The organism is Amycolatopsis sp. NBRC 101858, assembly GCF_030269325.1.
Lineage (GTDB): Bacteria > Actinomycetota > Actinomycetes > Mycobacteriales > Pseudonocardiaceae > Amycolatopsis > Amycolatopsis ponsaeliensis.
Genome location: NZ_BSTD01000006.1, coordinates 37497 through 57076 on the forward strand (window position 1 = coordinate 37497; position 19580 = coordinate 57076).

The following is a 19580-nucleotide window of genomic DNA, read 5'->3' on the forward strand; positions in this document are numbered from 1 at the left end:
AAGCCGGGTCCCGCCCCGCGGCCACGGCCGCTTCGTCGATCAGGCGGTGGGCTTTGCCCCCTTCTCGTACGGCAGGCAGGCGGCGATCGGCGCCGCCCACCCGTCGGCGAGCTCGCCGGTGAGGGCCCTGCGCACCGGTCCGGATCTCGATCGGGTGCGTGGGCACCGGCCCCGCGGGCGCACCCGCGATCGAGTAGTACTCCCCCGCCGGCGCGGCCGCCGGCTTCGGCGGCCTGGGCGGCCGCGTGGAGGCCCGCCACGTCGGTGGTCGGCGTCAGGGAGATCCCGAACCCGGTTTAGTCATGTATTATTACTATCATGAATCCGGACCACCTGAGCCGGACGACGACGAGGAGCTGACGATGTCGGTCATCGAGATGGCCACGTTCACCGTGACCCCGGAGAACACCGAAGCGATGCTGGCCGCGCGCCCGGGGATGGTGGCGGCGTTCCGGGCGGACCGGCGCGGGTTCGTCGCCGCCCGCCTGGTCCGCCTCGACGAGCGGACCTGGCTGGACTTCGTCGAGTGGACCGACGACGCCGCGTGGGACGAGTCGAAGGTCAAGGGCGCGAACGTGCCGGCGATCGGCGCCTTCTTCGCCACGATCGACACGCTGGTCGGCGCCGAGCGCGGCCTGCGTTACGACGACGCCGAGGACGGCTCCCGCCGCGTCCGTACGATCGCCTACGGGCCCGAGCCCTCGCAGGTCGGCGAGCTGTACCTGCCCGAGGGTGACGGTCCCTTCCCGGTGGTGACCGTCGTCCACGGCGGTTACTGGACCGCCATGTGGGACCGCCGCCAGACCACCGGCGTCGCCGACGACCTGGTCGCCCGCGGGTACGCGGTCTGGAACATCGGCTACCGGCGGATCGGCGAACCGGGCGGCGGCTGGCCCGGCACCTTCCTCGACGTGGCCGCCGCGGTCGACGCCCTCGAAGGGATGGACCCGGCGCTCGACACCGGCCGGGTCGTGCTCCTCGGCCATTCCTCGGGCGGCCACCTGGCCACGTGGGCGGCCCACCGCGGCGTGCTCCCGCCGGAGGCCCCCGGCGCCAACCCCGGGATCACCCCGATCGGCCTGGTCGAGCTCGGCGGCGCGCTCGACCTGAAGACCGCCGACGCCACCGGTTTCGGCGCCGTCCTCACCGACCCGGACGCCGAGCCGCCGAAGGACGCACCCGAGCCCGCCCGGCCCGAAGCGTGGCCCGCGGTCGCCGCGGCCGCCGGCGACGGGATAGTCAAGCTGCTGCTGGGCGGCCACGTCGCCGAGCAGCCCGAGCGCTACGCCTGGGCGTCCCCGCTCGAACTGGCCGACGCCGGCGTGCCGGTGCTCGCCGTGCACGGCACCGCCGACGAAGCCGTGCCCGCCGGGTGGAGCCGCCGCTACGCCGAGAAGACCGAGGCCGAAGGCGGCACCGCCCGCTACGTCGATGTCGAGGGCGGCACCCACTTCGACGTGGTCCACCCGGACCACCCGGTCTGGCCGGTCGTCACCGGCTGGATCCACGACACCGTCAAGGCTCACCAGGAGAAGGCATGAACCACGAAGAGATCTTCGAGCGGGCGTGGGCCGAGCCCGGCACCACTTCGGTGGAGCTGCCGCCGGTCCCGGTGAACGACGTGCTAAGCGAGCGCTACGACGTGCACCCGCCGTTCGGCTACACCGGCGCCCGGCTGTGGGACATGGAGGTGCGCAAGGCCGCGGCGCCGGACGTCTACATCCCGACGGTGGTGAAGTCCGGCAGCGCCGAGAAGTTCCCGAGCGTGCGGCACGGGCACTTCGAGGACTTCACCCGCGTGTCCGGCCAGCGGCTGTGGGCCGACCCTTCGCGATTCGCCACGATCATCGAGCACGTCCGCCTCGACCACGGGAACCGGCGCGCGTTCTTCATCGGCGCCGAGCGTTTCGAAGCACCCGACGGCCGCACTTTCACCGCCGGTGCCGGCCAGCCGCTCTTCCACGTCGAGCACTCCGTCGGCGGGCCGGAGGACGCTCCGCTCAACCGGTGGCGCATCGTCCACCTCACCGCCGAGCCGGACCCGTCCTTGGCGGCCGCCTTCGACGAGCTGGCGAACGACCGCTACCTGCGGGTGTTCATCGAAGTGCACCTGCGGAGGGATCTCGGGCGCGAGCTCGTCCGCCGCTGACGATCGTTAAGGTGGCGGCGACAGGCGAGCACGAGGAGGGGCGGATGGTCACCCGGGCGGAGCGGAACGCGACGGACCCCGATCTGGGCGTCCTGGCCGGCCGGTTGCTGTTCGCGGTGCAGCGGGAAATGTTCGCCACGCTCGCCGAGCAGGGGTTCGACGACCTGAAGCCCCGCCACGGCGCCGTGCTCGCCTACCTCGACCCCGAGGGCGTCCGGGCCACCGACCTGTCCCGGCTTTCCGGTCAGTACAAGCAGAACATCGGGACCTTGATCGACGAGCTCGAGGCACTCGGGTACGTCGAGCGGCGGCCCGACCCGAGCGACCGCCGGGCGAAGCTGATCTGCCCCACCGGCCGCGGGCTGGCCCAGATGAAGGCGGCGGACGCGATCATGGCAGACATCCAGCAACGGCACGCCCGGCGGCTCGGGGCGGCGGACTACGGGCGCTTCAAGAGCCTCCTGATCGACATCACGGTGCACCAGCGCGAACACCTCGGCGCCGCGGCCGACGACTGAGCACCAGCCGACCTCGAACCACTGGCAGTCCAGCTCGGCCATTTCACGGGCGAGCGATCACACTTGGGACACGCACGCCGTGGGCCGGACGCGACGGATGCCGAGACGGCGCGACGTGGGTAGGGTACCGAGACCGGGTGATCCGCCGTTCGAGCGCGATCGGCCCGGCCGGCACTTGAACCGCCAGGTGCGCCCGCCCGATCCAGGTGGTGGCACCCGGCCGCCGAGCCTCCGCAGAAAGCAGACCGATGTCCCTACCCGGTGACGGAGCGCTCGGCAGTCCCGAGCCGTCGGTCGCGACCGACTCGGATCTGCGGGCGCTGTTCGGCCAGTCGCCGGCGGTCTTCGCGTCCCTGTCGGGCCCGGACCACGTACTGGAAGCCGCCAACCCCGCCTTCTTCGACGCGGTCGCCCGGTCCGACGCGTCGTCGCTGGGCGTCCCGCTCCGCCAGGTCCTGCCGGAACTCGCCGGTCAGGGCTTCCTCGCCCTGCTGGACGAGGTGCACCGGACGGGGACGCCGGCCACCGGGCGGGACGCACGGGTGGTGCTGGGGCCCGGAGCGGACGCGCGGGAAGCCTTCTTCGACTTCACCTACGAGCCCCGCCGGGACGCGTCCGGCGCCGTGACGGGCGTGCGCCTCATCGGCGTCGAGACCACTCAGGTCAAACACGCCCAGCGCCTCACCGCCGAGCACCGCGTCCTGCTCGAGCAGATCGCCCGCCAGGCGCCGCTGGAGCAGATCCTCGACGGCATGGCCCGGGCGATCGAAGAGCTCGCCCCGGACGTGCTGGTGTCGGTCCTGCTCGCCGACCCCGACGGCCGGCACCTGCGCCACGGTGCGGCGCCGAGCCTGCCGGACTTCTACAACGACGCCATCGACGGCATCGCCACCGGCGAAGGGGTCGGCTCGTGCGGCACCGCCGCGCATCGCCGCCGGCCGGTCATCGTCACCGACATCACGACCGACCCGTTCTGGGACGACTTCCGCGAGCTCGCCGGCCGCGCGGGCCTCGCCGCGTGCTGGTCGACGCCGATCCTGGGCCGCGACGGGCAGCTCCTGGGCACGTTCGCGATGTACCACCGCACGCCGCGCTCACCCCAGGACACCGACTTCGCGCTGACCCGGCTCTTCGCCGGCACGGCCGCGCTCGCGATCGAACGCCACCACGTCGAGCTGGCCCGGCAAGCCGCCGAGGCCAAGGAACGGGCGGCTCGGCAGGACCTCGCGTTCCTGCTGTCGGCGAGCACCGCGCTCTCGGCGGACCTCGACCACGTGCAGGCCCTGCAGCGGCTGGCGCAGCTGTGCGTGCCCGGGCTCGCGCCGCTCTGCACCGTCGACATCATCGAGGACGGCCGGTTGCGCCGCGTCGGCAGCGCCGGCGCGAACGCCCGCGACACCGCCCTCCTGGACGCCCACCGGCCTACCCGCCGCAGCGACGGCGCGCTGGCCCGGGTGCTCGCCTCCGGCCTGACCGAGGTGGCCCGGCAGCCACCCCTGACCCCCGGCCCGTGGCACGACCTGGGCGTCACCGGCTACCTGTGCGTCCCGCTCACCGAACGCGGCCGGACCTTCGGCGTCCTCACGTTGCTCAGCACCGTCGAAGCCGGCTTCGACGGGCACACCGTCTCCCTCGCCGAAGAGGTCGCCCGGCGCGCCGCGTCCGCCGCCCGCAACGCCCGCCAGTACCACCAGCGCGTCACCCTCGCCCGCGACCTGCAGGCCGGTCTGCTGCTGCCCGGCCTGCCCGCGGTCCCCGGGGCCGAGCTCGCGACCTTCTACCACCCCGCGGGCGAGGGCCTGGACATCGGCGGCGACTTCTACGACGTCTTCCCGCTCGACGACCGGACGTGGGCGTTCATGCTCGGCGACGTCTGCGGCCGGGGCGCCACGGCCGCGACCACCACCGCGCTGGTCCGCCACACCGCCCGCGCGGTCGCGCCGCTGCTCGGCGATCCGGTCGCGATCGTCCGGGCCGTCGACCGCGCCCTGAGCAACCGCCCGGACGCCCACGGGACCGACTTCGTCACCATGGTCTACGGCCACCTGACCCCGCGCGACGACGGTCTCGAGATCGACCTGCTCCGCGCGGGCCACAACCTGCCGCTGGTGCTCGACGCCGCCCACCGCACGCACGAGCTCGACATCCCCGGGAAGCTCCTCGGCCTGGGCGGCGAACCCCGCCTCGAGCCGCGGCAGCTCCTCCTGCGGCCGGGCGAAAGCCTCGTGCTGCTCACCGACGGATTCGTCGAAACCCGCACTGCGTCGGGCGAACAGTTCGGCGACGACCGGTTGCTGGACGCGGTCGGGTCGGCGCCGGCGCGGCCGGGCGCCCAGGACGTCCTGGACGCGGTCACCGCCGCGGTTCGCGGTTTCGCCCGGGACGAAAGCGGAACCGACGACCAGGCGGCGCTCGTCATCACCGCCAAGCCGCCCGCGGCGGGCGAACCCGGCACGGCCCACCCCTGACGGGCGCGGCAATCGTGGTCGTCACCGGCCGAGCGGTACGCGGTCGGCCCGGACCACGAGCGTCCGCGCCACCAGGTCGCCGAGGCGCTGCCGCCGCTTGGTGGCCACGATGCTGACGACGGCCACGAGTCCCAGCAGCAGGCCGTCGACGGTGAGGAGCACCCACCGGATCAGGTAGGCGCGTGCCTTGGGCTGCCCGCCGCGCAGGGTCTGCACCCGCAGGCCCATCACCAGCATTCCCGGCGTGATCCCGCCCCGGCGCAGCGGAATCCAGATCTGGATGACGATGTCGCAGGCGTAGGTGACCGTGAGGAACGCGATCGCCGGTCCCCACAGGATGAGCTTCGGTGGCACGAAACCCCACCGCACCAAGGGAATGGTGACCAGGCCGGTGCCGAGCGCGACGAAAACCCCTACGCCGACGGCAAGAGCCCAGTCCAGTACCGCTTGGACCAGCCGGCGCCCGGCCATCCCCCACCGCTCACCCGCGCGGTCGGTCGCAGGCGGTTCCGGAGCCGATCCGGGGGAAGTGGTCATCGCGCTGACGGCACACTCGGCGAGTCTCGCACACCGGTCAAGCATCGCCGTCAGCCGAGCAAACCGCGTTGCCACGCCCAAATCGCGACCTCCGTGCGGTTGCGGAGCCCGAGCTTGCGCTGCACGCTCGCCAGGTGCGTCTTGACCGTCGACAGGGAGACGCGCAGATCGTCGGCGATCTCGGCGTTGGTCCGCCCCCGGGCGACCGCGAGCACGACGTCGGACTCCCGGTCGGTCAGGAGGGCCGGCGTCCCTTCCGCGCGCCGCCGGGCTTTTTCGGTGAACCGGGCCAGCAGGCGCACCGTCACCGACGGCGAGACCATCGCCTCGCCGTTGGCCGCGGCGCGCACCGCGTCCACCAGCACCCGCGGCCCGGCGTCCTTGAGCAGGAACCCGCAGGCGCCGCCGAGCAGGGCGGCGTAGACGTTCTCGTCGGCGTCGTAGGTCGTCACCACCACGACCCGCAGCGGGTCGGCGACGCCCGGTCCGGCCAGCAGCTCGGTCGCCCGCAGACCGTCCACTTCGGGCATCCGGATGTCCATCAGCGTCACGTCGGGCCGCAACCGCCGCGCCAGCCGCACCGCGGTCTCGCCGTCGGCGGCTTCGGCGATCACCTCGATGTCCGGCGCGGCGTCGAGCACCAGCCGGAAACCGGTGCGCACCATCACCTGGTCGTCGGCCACCAGCACCCGGATGGTCATCAGATCCCCCGCGGCAACGTCTCGAAGGGAGCGTCTTCGCCGCCGAGCGGCAAGCGGGCCGCGACCCGCCACCGCGAGCCCGCCTCGGGCCCCGCGGTCAGGATGCCGCCCAGCATGGCCAGCCGCTCGGTCATGCCGATGATCCCGAAGCCGCCGGGCGAGGGCAGCGGAGTCGCGGGCACGCCGTCGTTGCGGATCTCCAGCACCAGCTCGTCGGCTTCGACGCGCGCGGAGACGGCCACGTCGGCCGCCGCCGGCGCGTGCCGCCGGACGTTGGTCAGCGCCTCGGTCACGACGCGGTGGATCGTCGTGGCCAGCTGGGCCGGCACCGGCAGCTGGTCCAGCTCCTCGGCGATGTCCGCTCGCGCGAAGGAGCCGGCCGCCGCGCGCACCGCGTCACCGAGGACGGCACCGGCGGGCGGCGGCACGCCTTCGGTGTCCCGCAACATGCCGACGAGCCGGCGCGCGGCGGCCAGCGCCGCGCTCCCGGCCTCTTCGATCTCGCGGTAGACCGCGGCGTGGTCGTCCTCATCGGTTTTCGCTTCGGTGATCGCGCGGGCGGCTTGCACGCGGACCACGATGCCGCTGACGTGGTGGGACACCAGGTCGTGCAGCTCCCTGGCCAGCTGCAGCCGTTCCTGGCCGCGCACCCGCTCCAGCGCGTCGCGTTCCCGGCCGTCCGCCGCCCGCAGGATGAGCCCGACCCCGAGGCAGGCACCCCAGTACGCCGCGGCCGCCACGGCCGACAGTGCCTCCGGCACGTCCGATCCGTAGCGCAGCAACGGCGCCGCGATCATCACGACGCCCAGCGCCGGTGCCAGCGCGGCCGCGCGTTTCGGCTCGAGCTTGCGGCCGGCCGCGGCGGTGAGCAAGCCGGTCGCGAGGATTTCGGCGATCGGCGGCTGGCTCCGCGCGCCGGTGACGATCGGCACGACCGTGCCGAGCACCGACAGCGCGGCGACGGCGCTCCCCAGGACGCCGATGTGGCGGGGGAAGCGCCGCCGCAGCACGACCAGCACCGGGACAGCCGTGCCGGTGGACACCAGCCCGCCCAGCGGGGCGGCCCAGCCGCCTCCGTGCCCGGGCACGCGCAGGACCAGCAGCGCGTCGGCGACCATCGCCGCGGCCAGCACCGCGATTTCGGTACCGAGCATGCCGCGCCGGGCTCGGGCCCCCGTTCCGCGCATGGCTGTCATGATCCACCGGCCCGGATCAGCCCGCGCGCCGGACTCCGGCGATGTAGCGGTTGGACGGTGGCAGGTAGCCGACCACGGTCGCGACGACCGCGACCCCGCAGCTGACGTAGCCCGCCCACGACGGTTCGGTGGTCAGCAGCGAAGCGGCCTGGAGCAGGGTGAACACGGTGAGCGTGACGCGGGCCCAGTTGCGCCCGGCTTTGAGCTTGAACGACAGCCACAGGTAGACGAGCGCGATGACCGCGGCGATGGCGACCGGCACGGCCTGCGCGACCAGGGTGAGCCGGTCGAGCTGGTCCTGCGTCATCGACGGGTTGGTGCGGCGCAGGGCGGCCGCGATTTCGTCGCGCGCGCTCAGGACGAGCAGCGCGCCGGCGATCGCGGAGACCGTGGACACCAGGAAGCCGAAGAAGGCGGCGATGATCGTGCCGGGTGGGTCGGCCCGGACCGTTTCGGTAGTCATACCGCGAAATTAGGTCCCGCCGCGGCCCGGCACCCGCTGAGTCGCGCCCGTCTCGTACTTTCGGCCGAGGGAATCTGCCGCGTGGTCAGGGCTGTTCGGTCTTCACCCCGGTTTCGGGAGCCACGGGCGACGCGCTCCGGCGGAGATCCGCCTCGGTGCGGATCTGCGTGCGCTTCGGGTTCGCGACCAGGCGGGGAGTGGAGCTCTCGTTCACGGCGGTCCTTTCGCTGTCCTCGATGCAGCGGATACCCCGGCGCCGACGGCTCCAACAGTGGTCCGTACCACTCCCGGCTCACGCCGAGCCGGACGGCCGGGAGAGCGCGGCACCATCGACGTCTGCGCCGCACCGGGCTCGGCGACCGGAGTGCTCAGCCGCCGAGACCGGCAGGTCGAGAATCACCTCCCCCTGGCACGGCCACACGTCGGCCGTGGTCGATCCCTTGAACCGGGCGGCGAGGAACGACGCGACGTCGCTCCCAGGCACCTCCCGCGGGGTGAACCGCGGCCCGTTCGATCCGGTCGACGCGGTGGGTCCGCCGGTCCTCCCGGGCGGTGTCCCAGCCGACCAGGTACCAGCGGCTGGTTCGAACCACCAGGTGATGTGGCTGCACCCGCCGAGGTGGGCGGGCCGGTCGACGTCCCGGCGCACGGTCCGCTCGCTGACGCCCAGCCGGCCGGCGAGCAAGCTGCCCGGCCAGTCCCGGCGGGCCAGCAATAGCGACAGGAGACGCCCCGAGGTCGCCGTCGAAGAAGAAGTCGGCATGAATTCGATGGTGCCGCGAGAAGCGGACGTTCCCTGACCGCTACCCCGGCGATCGTAACGCTCGTCGCCGGGACCATCCGGCGACACCACCACTCGAGAAAGACCGGAACACCATGTCGCTCACCGCTGTCGCCCACCTCAACTTCACCGGCCAGGCCCGCGAAGCCCTCGAGTTCTACCAGTCGGTCTTCGGCGGCCAGGCCACCATCGTCACCTACGGCGACTTCGGGATGCCCGCCGACCTGCCCGACGCCGGCAAGGTCGTGTTCGGCCAGGTCACCGCCGACAACGGCTTCACCGTCATGGCCTACGACGTCCCCGGCACCGACGGCCCCACGACCCCGCCCGCGCCCACCACCCGCCGCGAAAACGGCACCACCATCACCAAGGAACCGTTCTTCCTGTCCGTCCGCGGCGCCACCGTCGACGAAGTCTCGCCGGTGTGGAAGGGCCTCGCCGAGGGCGCGACCGTCATCGAAGAATTCGGCCCCGCCCCGTGGGCGCCGGCGTTCGGCATGCTCGCGGACCGCTTCGGCGTCACCTGGATCGTCGACGTCGCAGCCGAATACCAGGGCTGAACATCCATCCCCCGTGTCGCGGTGGGATGCCGGGCATCCCACCGCGACGGCCCGTACGGCAACCCCTACCCCGGCGGCCGATTCGCACCCCACGACGAAGGCGAACGCGGCGAGGTCCGTCTCGGCGATCGCGAGCCCGCGTCCGCTCCACGGTGTCGCCGGACGCGGTGATCGTCCGGTCGGCCACGGTGGTGAGGGTCGGCATGGCAACTCCCCCTTCAGTCGCGGCCCCCAAGTCCGGCAAACCGTGCCCAGCTCCGAGCCTGGCCTTGGCTTGATCCGTCGCGCGGCGTCTCTACTATGGCGCGGTGCAAACAGGGCAGACGCTGTCCGAGCTATTGGCAGAGCTGCGCTGCAGCCGCGGCCTGTCGCAGGAGCAGCTGGCGGAACAGAGCGGGATCAGCGTCCGCGCCATCGGGGAGATCGAGCGCGGCGCTACTCGGCGCCCGCACCGTGAGACGCTGCGAGCACTCGCCGGTGCGCTCGGCCTGACGCCGGAACAACACGCCGCGTTCACGCGAAGCGCCCGGACCGCACCACCGCCGGATACGCGGCGACAGCGGACCGCACGTCCGATGCTGCCGGCACCGGTCAGCTCGATCGTCGGCCGGTCCGACGACCTCGCCGCGGTGCTCCGGCTCGTCCGGGATCCCGCAGTGCGGCTGGTCACCATCACCGGCACCGGCGGGGTCGGCAAGACGCGCCTGGCGCTGGAAGCCGGCTGGCAGGCGGCGAGCCGGTACGAGGCCGTGCACGGCCTCGACCTGAGTGCCCTGCGGGAGCCCGACGACGTCCCGCAGGCGCTGGCGGAATCCCTGCGCACGCCCGACCCGGCCACGACGATCGGCGACGGGCGGTGGCTGCTGGTGCTCGACAGCTTCGACCACGTCGCCGCGGCGGCCACCCACGTCGCCGCGCTGCTCGCCGGGTGCCCGCGGCTGACCGTGCTGGCCACCAGCCGGTCGCCGCTGCGGCTCCGGGGTGAGCACCTGTGGCCGCTGGCCCCACTGTCCACTCCGGACAGTGACGACCCGGAAGTCCTGGCCGGCAACGCGGCGGTCGAACTCCTGGTCCAGCGCACCGTCGCGGTCCGGCCGGGATTCGCGCTCACCGGGGACAACGCCGCCGCCGTGGCCGCGCTGTGCCGCCGGCTGGACGGTCTGCCGCTGGCCCTCGAGCTGGCCGCGGCGCGGCTGCGCACCCAGGCGCCGTCGCAGGTGCTCGCCCAGGTCCGAGACCTGCACGGCGACACCGTGGATCTGCCCGACCGGCACCTGAGCCTGCGCCGCACGGTCGAGTGGAGCACGCGCGGGCTCACCGATCCCGACCGGCGGCTGTTCGGCTTGCTCGGTGCGTTCGCCGGAGGCGCCGACCCGGTCGACGTCGAGGCCGTGCCCGGTCGCCTTCGCCGGCGACGCTGGCCGCGCACAGCCTGGTCACCATCACGGACCGGATCCGCATGCTGGACACCATCCGGGAGGTCGTGGAAACCCAGCTCACCAGCGCGGATGATCGAGACAAGCACGCCGGACACTTCCTCCGCCTGGTCCGCGACGGCGATCCGCGGCTGGGCGAGGAGCAGGACAACGTCCGCGCCGCCGTCCAGCACGCCGTCGACGCCGCGCCCGCCCTGCTGCACGTGGCGACCGTGCGCGCGCTGACCGGCCACTACGTCGCCCGGGGCCGGTTCGCCGAGGGACGCCGGATGCTGGCCGCGGCGGCCGCCGCCGCGCCCACCGAGCCGGCCCGGGCGTGGGCATGGCACGGCGCCGCGGTCACCGCCAACCAGAACGGCGACCCGGAAGCGGCTTTGACGCTGGCGGCGTCCGCCGCCGAGGCCTTCGGCGCCGACCCGGACGGCCGGGCGGCGACGCTGACCCTGATCGGCAACGCCCACAAGTTCGCCGGCCGGTACGCCGACGCCGCGGCCGCGTACACCGACGTCCTCGATCAGGCCCGTGCCACCGGCGACGCGCGCCGCGAGACGATCGCACTGAACAACCTGGGCGCGCTCGCGCACGACCGCGGCGCCTACGCCGAAGCGATCGAGTACCACGCCGCGGCGTTGCGCCGCAAGCAGGAGCTCGGCGATCGGCGCGGCGTCGCGGTAGCGCGGCTCAACCTCGGCGCCGTGCGCAACGACACCGGCGACCACGCCGGCGCGGCCGTCCTGCTGACCGAAGCTGCGACGACGTTCGCCGCTCTCGGCGAACCCGGCTCCGAGGCTTTCGCGCTGGCGCTGCTGGCCCAGTCCCACGCCGGCCTGACCCGCTGGGACGACGCCACGGCAACCGGCGAGCGCGCGCTGGAACTGGCCCGCCGGGCCGAGCACGCTCAGGCGACCGGGCTCGCGCTGCTCGCGCTCGGCGAGGCCGCCGCCGCCCACGGCGACCCGGCCAGCGACGCCCTGCTGCGCGAAGCCCTGACGTTCCCGATCGGACTTCCGGACCAGGCCCGCATCCGCGAGCACCTCGGCGGTCGCTGAGTTTCCGCCGGCTTTTCCGCCGGTTCCTCCTGGAGTCCGGCTGGGGTGATCCCTAGTGTTCCCCCGCGTGACAGCTCGTCACCGGCCCGCATTCGTGCTTTCGAGGAGACCCATGCTGCACCTGCCCCGCGCGATCCTGGTCCCGCTCGTGATCGCCGTCGTGGCGCTGACGGGCGCCGCGCCCGCCTACGCCGACCGGACCATCATGCCGCCGGTGAGCGGTGACGTGCTGGCTTGGCAGCCCCTCAGCAGCAGCCCGCCCACCGGCCTCAAGTGCATGCAGGTCGACCGGGGACGCCTCGACGACTTCGCCCCGGTGGACCAGTTCGCCTGCGAGTACCGGAACAACCAGAGATGGCGGATGGGGCAGGCCACCGACGATCCGAGCGTCTTCTGGCTGCAGAACGTCGCCTCCGCCAAGTGCCTGGACGACTACGCGTACGGAATGGACCAGGGGAACCCGATCATCCAATACAACTGCCTCGTGGGCACGAACCAGCAGTGGCGGATGATCTGGGACTACTACAACGGGAACGCGCAGTTCCAGAACGTCAACAGCGGCCTGTGCCTGTCGGTGGACGGCATTACGAACAGCAACTACCGCCGTTTCGTGCAGAACCCTTGCTACGGATTCGTCAACGAACGGTTCGAGCCCATCTTGCCGAACTAACCCACTGGGCAATGCCGCGGCCGGTCCCTCCGAGACGATGACGTCGGGATGCTCGGTGTCCAGGCGGACGTCGTGCACGACTCCTTCCTCTTCGGCAAGGATGCCCACGACATCGCCTCGGGTGACGAAGACCTTGCCGACGACGGCCGGTGTCGGATCGCCGTCGGGGAACTCGGTGTAGCGGGGATCTTCCTTGTCACCGCCGCGCGGTGAGTGCGGCCTGCGTGCGCCGTCTCGTCTAGTGCGCCAGCCCGTTGAGCACGTCGGTGAGCTGCTTTTCGGTGTCGTTGCCGAGCTTTTCGAAGACCACCTTGCCCAGCGGTGCCGCGACCTTGGCCAGGCCGGTGAACTGCAGCTCGTTGGTGTAGGTGACGGTCGAGCCGGTGCCACTGGGCGTGACGTCGATGGTCTCGGTCGAGGTGGCGGTGTCGTTGCGCCCGACCAGCACGACGCGGTCACCGGCGAGCTGCTCGAGGGTGTAGGTCAGCTCGGTGCTGATCCCCGCGATCTTCGAGGTGTTGTGCCACGACGAGCCGACCCGGACCGGGCCGCTGTCGTTGCGGACGCAGCGCTCGGTGCCGGGATCCCACTCCTCGGCGTGGCCGAAGTCGGCCAGGTAGGGGACGACGACGCCGGGCGCCGCGTCGACCGTGAACGTGCGGGAAACAGTGGTCATGGGTCCACCCTTTCGGTCAGGTCGAAGAACTTCGATGACGACTTCAGACTCCGCGCCGGGACGGATCCATCGGCTACCCCGCTGCCGCCGACGGCAAAACAACCCGCCGGGTGACCCGCCTCATGGCCACTCCCCCGCGACCGCCAGCGGAGGCGCGCCGGTCAGTTCAGCACGACGATCGCGGCGTTGAGCGCCGTGGCGAACACGGTCCAAGTCAGGTAAGGGACCTGCAGCGCGGCGGCCACGCGCGAGCGGCGCCAGAACAGCGTCAGCGCGCCCGCCACCGCGATGTCGAGGAGCACGATCTCGACCAGCGCGAGCGTGTAGGCGCCGGCGGCGAAGAACAACGGCGTCCACGCCGCGTTGAGCACCAAGCCGACCGCGTACCAGGCGAAGCCCGTCCTGGTGCCGCCGGCGCGCCAGTACAGCCAGCCGGACACGGCGATCAGGACATACAACACCGTCCACACCGGACCGAACAGCCAGGACGGTGGCGCCCAGGGTGGCTGCTCGAGCCCGGCGTACACCTCGCGCGAGGACGACGCGGCGAAGCCACCGACCACGGCGACGACGGCCACCGCGGCCAGGAAGCCGGCCAGGACGACCGGCGCCGGGGCGGAACGGTGCACGGTGGTCATACCGGTTCTCCCACGTTCGAGGTGTCGGCGGCCGTGCCGAGCAGGTGCGCCAGTGCGTCGCCGAGCCGGGCGTGCCGGAAGACGTGCCCGGCCGCGAGCAGCCGTTCCGGCTGCACGCGCTGATCGGCGAAAGCCAGCTCACGGGCACCGTCCCGGCCGAGCAGCAGCCGCGGTCCGAAGCGCGGCACCTTCAGCAGCGCCGGGCGCTTGAGGACGCTGGCGAGGACCCTCGTGTACTCGGTGTTGCGCACCGGCTCCGGGCTCACGGCGTTGACCGGCCCGTCGAGGCCGCGGTCGGTCAGCGCGCGCAGGTAGATGTCGGTCAGGTCGTCGAGGCCGATCCACGGCGTCCACTGGCGGCCCGCGCCGAGCGGCCCGCCCAGCCCGGCCGCGAACAGTGGGTACTGCAGCCGCAGCAGACCGCCGCGCGGGCTCAGTGCGAGGCCCGTGCGGACCTGCACCACCCGGATCCCGGCCGCCGCGGCGGGTTCGGTGGCCGCCTCCCACTCGGTGACGATGTCGGCCAGGGCGCCCTCCCCCGGCTTGCTGTCTTCGGTGAGGACGTCGTCGCCGCGGTCGGGGCCGTAGTAGCCGACGGCCGAGGCCGACACGAACACGCCGGGGCCGTCCGGGGTGCGGGCCGCCAGTGCGGCCAGCGCCCGGGTCGGGCCGATCCGGCTGTCCCGGACGGCTCGCAGGTGATCGTCGTCGAACCGCCCGGCGACGGAGGTGCCGGCCAGGTGCACGACCGCGTCGACGCCGGCCAGCAGGCCGGTGGCCGGCGCGGCCGGGTCCCACGTCCGCTCGTCCCGGGTGCGCGCGGGCCGCCGCACCAGCCGGATCACCCGGTGGCCGCCGGTGGTCAGCAGCGCCGTCAGCGCGGACCCGACCAGTCCGCTCGCGCCGGTGACGGCCACGGTCAGCGGTCCGTGCCAGTACCGGTGCTGGGCGGCGAGATCGGCGGCGAGCTGACGGTGGCGGTAGGCGAACATGGACCGGAGCAGCCCTGCGGGCACCGGGGTTTCGACGAGGTCGGTGACGACTGTCCGATCAGGACTGTCGGCGGCGAAGCGGTGGGTGTGCCGCCAGGACAACAGGTTCGACAGCACGGGCGTGTCCAGCCGGTCGACGAACTGGTGCGGCGGCCGGTAGCCGTCCGGGTCGTGGTCCGCGACCCAGCGCAGGCCCCCGGGCAGGTTCAGCCGCGCCCGGCCGTCGCGCAGCGAGTCGGCTTCGGCGGCGACCTTGACGGGCTGCCACGGCGGCGTCAGCCGCACGATGGCCCCGGGCAGGCCGTGCCAGGCGAACACTTCGTCGAGCGGGGCGGCCACCACCGTGGAGAACTCGTGAGCCACGCGATCACCTCCGCGACGCATCTACCATCCGAACACTTGCGGAGCGTAGGTCGCGCACTGGGGCGTTGCACGTCGAATGCGATGCAGATGCGATGCAAACAAGGTTCAGACTTCGGACAAGCGTGGTCGCCGCGCCACCACGGGCGGCCGTGACCACGGGGTGCGGCCCCAGGGTTTGGCGACCGACAGCCACGTCATGGCCAGGAACGCGACGATGTTGAGCGCCGCGCCGTAGGCGAGCGGGCCCGCCACCGGGCTCTCGACGCCCGCGGCGGCCGCGGCGATGCTCTGCTCGACCCACACCCCGAGGCCGAACGTGCTGTAGACGATCACGGCGACGGTCAGCACCAGCTTCACCAGCACCCACCAGAACCGGGTCAGCCCCCACTTCGTCACCGCCCCCAGCACGATCCCGCCGACCAGCGTGAGAAACGCCGCCGGGATGACCACGAAGTCGTCGATGCGCTCGATCAGCCGGTAGGCGACCTCGCGGACGCCGGGCTCGCCGGTGTACCCGGCGGTCATTGCGAGCACGACGTTGGCCGCGCCCGCCCCCAGCCAGCCGACCGACACCGCGACGTGCACGAACACCATCACCTGCCGCAGCCGCTTCCCGGCCGTCCACCGCCCCATTTCCCCATCGTGACCGACGGCGGCCACGCCCGCAGCGCGATCCCGCGAGGACACACCGTGCGCGATTCAAATTCGATGCACCATCGGCCGCAGACCGGGTTTTCGTTGCGGCGGCGACGCGGCGGGGTGACGATCGCCGGGCGGGCCACCGCCGGAGGAGGATCGCCGATGAGTTCACTCACCACGCCGACCAGGGGCGCGAGTGCCGTCGAAAAGGCGCTGGGCACCGCCGCGAACGACGCCGACCAGCGGTACCACGCGGCCAAGGGCCTGCGGCACCAGCTGAACAAGGTGTTCCCGACCCACTGGTCGTTCCTGCTGGGCGAGATCGCGCTCTACAGCTTCATCATCCTGCTGCTGACCGGGGTGTACCTGACGCTGTTCTTCGACCCCTCCATGCAGGAGGTCGTCTACCAGGGCAGCTTCAAGAACATGCAGGGCCTGGAGATGTCGCGGGCCTTCGCCACCACGCTCGACCTGTCCTTCGACGTGCGCGGCGGCCTGTTCATGCGTCAGCTGCACCACTGGGCCGCGCTGATCTTCGTCGCGGCGATGGCCGTGCACATGCTGCGCATCTTCTTCACCGGCGCGTTCCGGCGCCCGCGTGAGGCCAACTGGGTGATCGGCGGGCTGCTGCTGATCCTGGGCTGCTTCGAGGGCTTCTTCGGCTACTCGCTCCCGGACGACCTGCTCTCCGGTACCGGTATCCGCGCGACCCTGTCGGGGATCGTGTTGTCGGTGCCGGTGATCGGCACCTGGATCCACTGGGCGTTGTTCGGTGGGGAGTTCCCGGGTGATCAGATCATCCCGCGGTTGTACACGCTGCACATCCTGCTGCTGCCGGGCATCATGCTCGCGCTGGTGGGGGCGCACCTGGCGCTGGTGTGGTATCAGAAGCACACGCAGTTCCCGGGGGTGCGGCGCAAGGAGGCCAACGTCGTCGGCGTCCGGATCATGCCGTACTTCGCGCTGAAGGGCGGGGCGTTCTTCACGCTGGTCGTGGGTGTGCTGGCGCTGATGTCGGGGCTGTTCCAGATCAACCCGGTGTGGAACTTCGGGCCTTACAACCCTTCCCAGGTCTCCGCCGGGTCCCAGCCGGACTGGTACATGGGGTGGGCCGACGGGCTGCTGCGGATCTGGCCGCCGTGGGAGCTCTACCTCGGCGACCACACCGTGCCCCCGGTGTTCTTCGCCGGCGCCATCGGGATCGCGGTGCTCGTGACCCTGCTGCTGAGTTACCCCTTCATAGAGCGGAAACTGTCCGGCGACACCGCCCACCACAACCTGCTCCAGCGCCCGCGCGACGCACCGGTGCGCACCTCGATCGGCGCGATGGCCATCGCCTTCTTCCTCGTGCTCACCCTGTCCAGCTTCAATGACATCTTCGCCGCGCAGTTCGCCCTGTCGTTGAACGCGACGACGTGGGCGGGCCGGATCGGGCTGCTGGTCGCCCCGCCGCTGGCCTACTTCGTCACGTACCGGATCTGCCTGGGCCTGCAGCGGGCCGACCGCGAGGTGCTCGACCACGGCGTCGAAACCGGCATCATCAAGCGGCTGCCGCACGGCGAGTTCATCGAGGTCCACCAGCCCCTGTCCGCGGTCCCGCTCGAGTACCAGGGCGCGCCCGTGCCGAAGAAGATGAACAAGCTGGGCACCGCCGGCCACGCCGTGCCGGGGTCCCTGCTGCGCCCGGACCCCGAGGACGAAACCCGTGCCCTGCACCAAGAACGCCGATGACCGCCAGGCCGTTCAGCTGCTGTAAACGCCCAATGCCGCCGTGAACGACGGCGGGAGCGGCTCGCCCACCGTCGGCAGCCCGCGCCACCCCGGCCCTGCCGGGCGCACCGGCACCCCTTCGGCGCTCAAGACGCGCAGGAACCGCACGTCGGCCGACTGCGCGGTCATCGACCACACCACGACGTCGCGCGGCGCGAACCGGGCGGACATCGCCCGCAGGACGTCGACCGAAACCGGCCCGCTCAGGAACGCGGCCGCGGCGCCGTCGTCGCTCAACGCCGCGCTGAGCATCTTGACCGGCAGCTCGTGCCGCTCGGTCGGGCCGCAGACGAACAGCACCGGCGCCGAGCCCCCGGGACCGGCCGCCGGGGCCGCGTACCGGTCGATCGCCGCGGAGGCCGTGGTGGCCAGCGCCCACTCGGCGACCATCGCGTTCCGGTCATCGTGCTCGGCCCAGCGTTCACCGATGGCGCGCAGCACCGGTGCCACGACCTCAGTCCACGTCTTGGCCACGCCCAGGCTGGTGAAGGCGTCGTCGACCAGCGCGCCGATCGTGGGCAGGTCGAAGGACTCCGCGGCTTCGGTGAGCCGCTCCCGGCGTCGCCGGGCGGTCGTCTCGGCGGCCGAGCGCGACAGCACGAGCCGGGCCGCGTCCCGCGCGCTGGTCCCCTGCGCCTGCAGCGCCCGCATCCGGCGCAGCCGCTCGACGTCCTCCGGGGTGTAGCGCCGGCGGTTGTTGTCCTCCCGCTGGGCGGCGCCGATCCCGTACCGCTTCTCCCACGTCCGCAGGGTCACCTGGGAGACCCCGAGCGCCCGCGCCACTTCGCTCGAGCCGAGCGAACGTGCTTCGGACGTATCGGTCACGCCGTCTCCCGGTGTTCGCCTGCCACCGCCTCCCACCTGCGTGGATGACGATTTGATCGCACCACAGCATACCGTTGCATCGCGGCTGCATCGCAGAACGGAGGGCGCCGGTTCACGACTCCGGCGCGGCCATGGCCCAGCGCACCGCCTTGACCAAGGAGGCGGCCGCCAGCCGGACGACCGTGGCCTCCGCCACCGGCAGGTACGGCAGGCGCAGCGGAGCCCGGGTCCACACCGGCAGCATCGCGACCGCGGAAGCCGCGAGCACGGCGTACGGAACCCTTGCAGGCCACGGAATCGGCGGGGTGACGAGCAGGAACCGAGCCGCCCGGCGCGCGTCCGCGCCGCCCCGCAGCTCCGGCCGGTACGCGGCCAGCGCCCGGTCGAGCTCGGCCCGCGTCCGTGGTGGCTCGAGGACGCCGAGCTTCTCGGCGACCAACGCGGTCTCCGCGACGTAGCGGTCACATCCGGCCTCGTCGAGCGGCTGGGCGCCGTACCGCTGGTGGGCCCGCAGGAAGCTGTCCGTTTCCGCGATGTGCACCCACTTCAGCAGGTGCGGGTCGTCGGCCCGGTAGGGCTGCCCGTCCTCGGTGGTACCGCGTACGCGCCGGTGCACGCCCCGCACGGCCGAGACGGCTCGCTCGGCGTCCTCGGCGGTGCCGAACGTCGTCACGGCGAGGAACGTGCTGGTGCGCTGCAGCCGTCCCCAGGGATCGCCCCGGTACCCCGAATGGGCGGCCACCGCGGCCATCGCCGACGGGTGCAGCGACTGCAGCAGCAGCGCGCGCAACCCGCCGGTGAACATCGCCGTGTCGCCGTGCACCCGGCGGATCGCGCTGTCGGGAGCGAACCAGCGCGGTCCGGGCGCGTGGTGGATCCGGTCCCGGTTGCGTGGCCCGTCCGGGCCGGCCACCCGCGCGAAGAGCGCGTCCCGAGCCCGTTCCCGTACCTGCGCGACGCTGGTCATGGGCCCCGACCTCCGTCCTGCCGAATCGCGACTTCGATGCAACTTCGATGCAGATTCGGCTCCTTGCCGACTTTCCTACATCGCCCGAGCGGCCTGTGCCCGTCAATCCTACCTGCTGAAACTCGGCGATCACGCCGATCCGGTGTGGGAATCCGCCGTGGATCACCGCCGATCGAGCACGG

The 19580-nt window shown here is 72.5% G+C and carries 22 protein-coding genes and 1 pseudogene; 10 read left to right on the forward strand and 13 right to left on the reverse strand.

From position 1 onward, the window contains the following. Nucleotides 1-362 precede the first annotated feature (362 nt). From QSK39_RS39270 to QSK39_RS39285, 4 genes are all read left to right on the forward strand, one after another. On the forward strand, nucleotides 363-1541 hold the full coding sequence (locus QSK39_RS39270; RefSeq protein WP_285482906.1) for an alpha/beta hydrolase: 1179 nt from the start codon (nucleotides 363-365) through the stop codon (nucleotides 1539-1541). Beyond that, nucleotides 1538-2149, forward strand: coding sequence for a hypothetical protein (locus QSK39_RS39275; RefSeq protein WP_285482907.1), 612 nt, complete (start codon nucleotides 1538-1540; stop codon nucleotides 2147-2149). The genes QSK39_RS39270 and QSK39_RS39275 overlap by 4 nt, the downstream gene beginning before the upstream one ends. A 44-nt stretch (nucleotides 2150-2193) precedes the next feature. After that, nucleotides 2194-2667 (forward strand): MarR family winged helix-turn-helix transcriptional regulator, encoded by a 474-nt coding sequence (locus tag QSK39_RS39280; protein WP_285482908.1) that lies wholly within the window; start codon nucleotides 2194-2196, stop codon nucleotides 2665-2667. A gap of 248 nt (nucleotides 2668-2915) precedes the next feature. Further along, the gene (locus tag QSK39_RS39285; RefSeq protein ID WP_285482909.1) at nucleotides 2916-5135 is read left to right on the forward strand and encodes a SpoIIE family protein phosphatase; all 2220 of its coding nucleotides are present in this window, start codon (nucleotides 2916-2918) and stop codon (nucleotides 5133-5135) included. A gap of 21 nt (nucleotides 5136-5156) precedes the next feature. Here the strand turns inward: QSK39_RS39285 and QSK39_RS39290 are convergent, their stop codons facing one another. The 7 genes and pseudogenes from QSK39_RS39290 to QSK39_RS53340 all read right to left on the reverse strand — a co-directional run. Beyond that, nucleotides 5157-5672, reverse strand: coding sequence for an RDD family protein (locus QSK39_RS39290; RefSeq protein ID WP_285482910.1), 516 nt, complete (start codon nucleotides 5670-5672; stop codon nucleotides 5157-5159). Nucleotides 5673-5722: 50 nt separating this feature from the next. Further along, entirely contained in the window at nucleotides 5723-6373 is a 651-nt protein-coding gene (locus QSK39_RS39295) for a response regulator (RefSeq protein ID WP_285482911.1), read from the reverse strand. Then, on the reverse strand, nucleotides 6373-7560 hold the full coding sequence (locus QSK39_RS39300) for a sensor histidine kinase (RefSeq protein WP_285482912.1): 1188 nt from the start codon (nucleotides 7558-7560) through the stop codon (nucleotides 6373-6375). Before QSK39_RS39300 ends, QSK39_RS39295 begins: the two co-directional genes overlap by 1 nt. 25 nt (nucleotides 7561-7585) lie before the next feature. Then, nucleotides 7586-8032, reverse strand: coding sequence for a hypothetical protein (locus QSK39_RS39305; protein ID WP_285482913.1), 447 nt, complete (start codon nucleotides 8030-8032; stop codon nucleotides 7586-7588). Between the two features lie 85 nt (nucleotides 8033-8117). Continuing rightward, complete coding sequence (locus QSK39_RS39310; RefSeq protein WP_285482914.1) at nucleotides 8118-8246, reverse strand: hypothetical protein; 129 nt, start codon at nucleotides 8244-8246, stop codon at nucleotides 8118-8120. Nucleotides 8247-8400: 154 nt separating this feature from the next. After that, complete coding sequence (locus tag QSK39_RS53335; RefSeq protein ID WP_502873360.1) at nucleotides 8401-8643, reverse strand: WYL domain-containing protein; 243 nt, start codon at nucleotides 8641-8643, stop codon at nucleotides 8401-8403. Between the two features lie 2 nt (nucleotides 8644-8645). Then, nucleotides 8646-8795: pseudogene (locus QSK39_RS53340) on the reverse strand (HTH domain-containing protein); the annotation flags it as partial. 113 nt (nucleotides 8796-8908) lie between these two features. Between QSK39_RS53340 and QSK39_RS39320 the strand changes: the two are divergent. The 5 genes from QSK39_RS39320 (at nucleotide 8909) to QSK39_RS39340 (ending at nucleotide 12741) form a co-directional block, all read left to right on the forward strand. Then, nucleotides 8909-9373 carry a VOC family protein gene (locus QSK39_RS39320; protein WP_285482915.1) on the forward strand — a complete coding sequence of 155 codons (465 nt, stop codon included), beginning with the start codon at nucleotides 8909-8911 and terminating at the stop codon, nucleotides 9371-9373. Nucleotides 9374-9681: 308 nt separating this feature from the next. Continuing rightward, complete coding sequence (locus tag QSK39_RS39325; RefSeq protein ID WP_285482916.1) at nucleotides 9682-11034, forward strand: ATP-binding protein; 1353 nt, start codon at nucleotides 9682-9684, stop codon at nucleotides 11032-11034. Then, nucleotides 11013-11858, forward strand: coding sequence for a tetratricopeptide repeat protein (locus tag QSK39_RS39330; RefSeq protein WP_285482917.1), 846 nt, complete (start codon nucleotides 11013-11015; stop codon nucleotides 11856-11858). Before QSK39_RS39325 ends, QSK39_RS39330 begins: the two co-directional genes overlap by 22 nt. Before the next feature lie 112 nt (nucleotides 11859-11970). Next, nucleotides 11971-12528: an RICIN domain-containing protein gene (locus QSK39_RS39335; RefSeq protein ID WP_285482918.1), complete on the forward strand. Its 558-nt coding sequence runs from the start codon at nucleotides 11971-11973 to the stop codon at nucleotides 12526-12528. Nucleotides 12529-12576: 48 nt separating this feature from the next. After that, on the forward strand, nucleotides 12577-12741 hold the full coding sequence (locus QSK39_RS39340; protein ID WP_285482919.1) for a hypothetical protein: 165 nt from the start codon (nucleotides 12577-12579) through the stop codon (nucleotides 12739-12741). 25 nt (nucleotides 12742-12766) lie between these two features. On the opposite strand, the gene QSK39_RS39345 is transcribed toward QSK39_RS39340, so the two are convergent. The 4 genes from QSK39_RS39345 to QSK39_RS39360 form a co-directional block, all read right to left on the reverse strand. Further along, on the reverse strand, nucleotides 12767-13204 hold the full coding sequence (locus QSK39_RS39345) for an SRPBCC family protein (RefSeq protein WP_285482920.1): 438 nt from the start codon (nucleotides 13202-13204) through the stop codon (nucleotides 12767-12769). 161 nt (nucleotides 13205-13365) lie between these two features. Further along, nucleotides 13366-13842, reverse strand: a complete 477-nt coding sequence (locus tag QSK39_RS39350) for a TspO/MBR family protein (RefSeq protein WP_285482921.1) — start codon at nucleotides 13840-13842, stop codon at nucleotides 13366-13368. Beyond that, on the reverse strand, nucleotides 13839-15197 hold the full coding sequence (locus tag QSK39_RS39355; protein ID WP_285482922.1) for a TIGR01777 family oxidoreductase: 1359 nt from the start codon (nucleotides 15195-15197) through the stop codon (nucleotides 13839-13841). The genes QSK39_RS39350 and QSK39_RS39355 overlap by 4 nt, the downstream gene beginning before the upstream one ends. Nucleotides 15198-15302: 105 nt before the next feature. Then, nucleotides 15303-15830 carry a DUF2269 family protein gene (locus tag QSK39_RS39360; protein ID WP_285482923.1) on the reverse strand — a complete coding sequence of 176 codons (528 nt, stop codon included), beginning with the start codon at nucleotides 15828-15830 and terminating at the stop codon, nucleotides 15303-15305. A gap of 168 nt (nucleotides 15831-15998) precedes the next feature. Between QSK39_RS39360 and qcrB the strand changes: the two genes are divergently transcribed. Beyond that, nucleotides 15999-17567 carry a cytochrome bc1 complex cytochrome b subunit gene (gene qcrB / locus QSK39_RS39365; protein WP_285482924.1) on the forward strand — a complete coding sequence of 523 codons (1569 nt, stop codon included), beginning with the start codon at nucleotides 15999-16001 and terminating at the stop codon, nucleotides 17565-17567. A gap of 12 nt (nucleotides 17568-17579) precedes the next feature. On the opposite strand, the gene QSK39_RS39370 is transcribed toward qcrB, so the two are convergent. Together QSK39_RS39370 and QSK39_RS39375 are read right to left on the reverse strand one after the other, a co-directional pair. Next, nucleotides 17580-18431: a MerR family transcriptional regulator gene (locus tag QSK39_RS39370; RefSeq protein ID WP_285482925.1), complete on the reverse strand. Its 852-nt coding sequence runs from the start codon at nucleotides 18429-18431 to the stop codon at nucleotides 17580-17582. Between the two features lie 112 nt (nucleotides 18432-18543). Next, nucleotides 18544-19398, reverse strand: coding sequence for an oxygenase MpaB family protein (locus tag QSK39_RS39375; RefSeq protein ID WP_285482926.1), 855 nt, complete (start codon nucleotides 19396-19398; stop codon nucleotides 18544-18546). Between the last annotated feature and the right edge of the window lie 182 nt (nucleotides 19399-19580).